General features: G+C 69.4%; 5 protein-coding genes. 4 read left to right on the top strand and 1 reads right to left on the bottom strand.

Annotated elements, in window-relative coordinates; all coding sequences use genetic code 11:
* The 3 genes from N878_RS16565 to N878_RS16575 form a co-directional block, all read left to right on the top strand.
* The coding region (locus N878_RS16565; RefSeq protein ID WP_031303304.1) for a helix-turn-helix transcriptional regulator at positions 1-233 on the top strand (233 nt) is incomplete at its 5' end.
* A gap of 216 nt (positions 234-449) precedes the next feature.
* Positions 450-785, top strand: coding sequence for a tRNA-binding protein (locus N878_RS16570; RefSeq protein WP_021444724.1), 336 nt, complete (start codon positions 450-452; stop codon positions 783-785).
* Positions 782-1,633: a DMT family transporter gene (locus N878_RS16575; RefSeq protein ID WP_021444725.1), complete on the top strand. Its 852-nt coding sequence runs from the start codon at positions 782-784 to the stop codon at positions 1,631-1,633. The genes N878_RS16570 and N878_RS16575 overlap by 4 nt, the downstream gene beginning before the upstream one ends.
* A gap of 58 nt (positions 1,634-1,691) precedes the next feature.
* On the opposite strand, the gene N878_RS16580 is transcribed toward N878_RS16575, so the two are convergent.
* The gene (locus N878_RS16580) at positions 1,692-1,973 is read right to left on the bottom strand and encodes a SelT/SelW/SelH family protein (RefSeq protein ID WP_021444726.1); all 282 of its coding nucleotides are present in this window, start codon (positions 1,971-1,973) and stop codon (positions 1,692-1,694) included.
* 71 nt (positions 1,974-2,044) lie between these two features.
* Here N878_RS16580 and N878_RS16585 point away from each other — a divergent pair.
* Positions 2,045-2,956 (top strand): patatin-like phospholipase family protein (locus N878_RS16585; RefSeq protein ID WP_021444727.1); only part of this gene is annotated, 912 nt, incomplete at its 3' end.

Here is a 2,956-nt window from a genome sequence, read left to right on the forward strand (position 1 = left end):
CCGGGCTGTCGGTGGCGCGTTTCCACGCCCGCTTCCTCGCCGAGACCGGGCGCACGCCGATGGAGCACATCCGCGACCAGCGCCTGCAACTGGCCGAACGCCTGCTGCGCGGCAGCGACCTGGCCGTCGGCGAGGTGGCCGCGCGGGTCGGCTACGCCTCGCAGAGCGCCTTTACCGCCGCGCTGTCGCGACATCTGGGCGTTACCCCGCGGCAGTTGCGCCGCAGCCGCTAGCGCGTAGGTTGGGTTGAGGCGCGCAGCGCCGAAGCCCAACGGCGATCGCCCCGCAGAACGCCATGCGATCGCCGGGCGGAGCGCCAGGCGCTCCCTGTTGGGCTTCGCTGCGCTCAGCGCCAACCTACGAGAGTCCGACGACAAAACCCGCAATTCCTGCGACAGACAGCCCTGCGCGAGGCGCCTAGACTGCGCGTCAGTAACCAGGAGTGACCCATGCAACACATCGACTGGCAGGATTTCGACAAGGTGGAGCTGCGCGTCGGCACCATCCGTTCGGCGCGCCCCAACGAGAAAGCCGTAAAACCCGCCTACGTGCTGGAGGTGGACCTCGGCGAACTGGGCATCAAGACTTCCAGCGCTCAGCTCACCGCGCATTACAGTTGCGCCGAACTGCTCGGCCGCCAGGTGCTGTGCGTGTGCAATTTCGCCCCCAAGCGCATCGCCGGGGTGCGCTCCGAGGTGCTGGTGACCGGGGTCTATGACAGCGACAACCGCGTGGTCCTGGCCGGCTTCGACAAGCCGCTGCCCAACGGCGCGCGCCTGGCATGAAGGAACGCAACGCCCTGCTGGCGATTCACCTCGGCGCCCTGCTGTTCGGCCTGTCGGGCATCTTCGGCAAACTGGCGGCGACCACGCCGAACATGATCGCCGGCGGCCGGGCGATCTTCGCCATCCTCGCCCTGGGCCTGGCCGCCCTGCTGTGGCGCAGCCGCAGCGCGGTGCGCCCGAGCCTGCGCCAGTTCGCCCTGCTGGGCCTCGGCGGCCTGCTCCTGGGCGGGCACTGGGTGACCTTCTTCGAAGCGGTGAAGGTCTCCGGGGTGGCCATCGCCACGCTCGGCTTCGCCAGTTTCCCGGCCTTCACCGTGCTGCTGGAGGGGCTGCTGTTTCGCGAGCGCACCCGCCCCATCGAGTTCGCCATGGTCGGCGTGGTCTGCCTCGGGCTGATCCTGGTGACCCCGGAATTCAGCCTCGCCAGCAGCGCCACCGGCGGTCTGCTGTGGGCGGTGCTGTCCGGCTTCCTGTTCGCCCTGCTGTCGCTGCTCAACCGCGCCAGCACCCGCGGCCTCGACCCGGTGCAGGCGGCGCTGTACCAGAACATCACGGTGTTCGTCTGCTTCATGCCGCTGGCCTGGCCGCTGCTGCCCAGCGTGCGGCCGATGGACTGGCTGTGGCTGGCGATGCTCGGCATCTTCTGCACCGGCCTGGCCCACAGCCTGTTCGTCGCCAGCCTGCGCGTGCTCAAGGCACGCACCACGGCGGTGATCTTCGCCCTGGAGCCGGTCTACGGCATCCTCTTCGCCTGGTGGCTGTTCAGCGAGCAGCCGACCCTGCGCATGCTGGCCGGCGGCGCGCTGATCGTCAGCGCCATCTTCGTCTCGGCGCGACTGGCGCGTTGAGGGTGACGGGCGCCTCCCGACCTACGCGCCCCAGGAGCCATGGTGCGCACGGCGCACCCTACCTGTCGTTATGCCCCAGGTCGCGGCCCGGGTCGATCTGGTCGCGCACCCGCTGCTTGAGCACCCTGGCCTCGGGAAAGCCGCCGTCGGCCTTGCGCTCCCAGATCTGCACGCCGTCGCAGAGGATGCGAAACACCCCACCGCTGCCTGGCTCCAGGCTGACCCTGCCCAGTTCGTCGGCGAAGGTGCTGAGCAGCTCCTGGGCCAGCCAGGCGGCGCGCAGCAACCACTGGCACTGGGTGCAATAAGTGATGACGATTTCGGGCTTGCGATCGGACATGGCAGCGGCTCTGGGATAGGGCTTGGCGCCTATAATAGCGGCCTTTCGCCCTGCCCTCGCCGGAAACCGCCATGCGCCGCCTGCTTCATTCGCTGCTCTGCCTGCTCGCCCTGTCCAGCCTGCCCGCTTTCGCCGCCGAGCGCGTCGGCCTGGTGCTGTCCGGCGGCGCCGCCCGCGGCCTGGCGCATATCGGCGTGCTCAAGGCGCTGGAGGAGCAGAACATCCGCGTCGACGCCATCGCCGGCACCAGCATGGGCGCCATAGTCGGCGGGCTGTACGCCGCCGGCTACTCGGTGGAGGAACTGCAGCGCCTGGCCCTGGAGCTGGACTGGCAGCAGGCACTGTCCGACTCGCCGCCGCGCGAGGACGTGCCCTTTCGCCGCAAGCAGGACGACCGCGACTTCCTGATCAAGCAGAAACTCAGTTTCCGCGACGACGGCAGCCTCGGCTTGCCGCTGGGGGTGATCCAGGGGCAGAACCTGGCGCTGCTGCTGGAGAGCCTGCTGGTGCACCGCAGCGACACCCGCGACTTCGACCGCCTGCCGATCCCCTTCCATGCCGTGGCCACCGATATCGCCAACGGCGAACAGGTGATCCTGCGCCGCGGCCACCTGCCCCAGGCGATGCGCGCCAGCATGTCGATCCCGGCGGTGTTCGCCCCGGTGGAGCTGGACGGCCGCCTGCTGGTGGACGGCGGCATGGTCAACAACATCCCGGTGGACGTGGCGCGGCAGATGGGCGTCGAGCGGGTCATAGTGGTCGACCTCGGCACGCCGCTGAAACCGGTGGAGCAGCTGACCACCGTGGTCGACGTGATGAACCAGTCGATCACCCTGATGACGCGCAAGAACTCCGAGGCGCAGCTGGCCACTCTGGCGGCCGACGACGTGCTGATCCAGCCGCCGCTGGCCGGCTTCGGCGTCACCGACTTCGCCCGCGCCGAGCAGATGATCGACGCCGGCTACCGCGCCACGCAGATCCAG

The organism is Pseudomonas sp. EGD-AK9 (assembly GCF_000465935.2).
In the GTDB taxonomy this organism is placed as follows: domain Bacteria; phylum Pseudomonadota; class Gammaproteobacteria; order Pseudomonadales; family Pseudomonadaceae; genus Aquipseudomonas.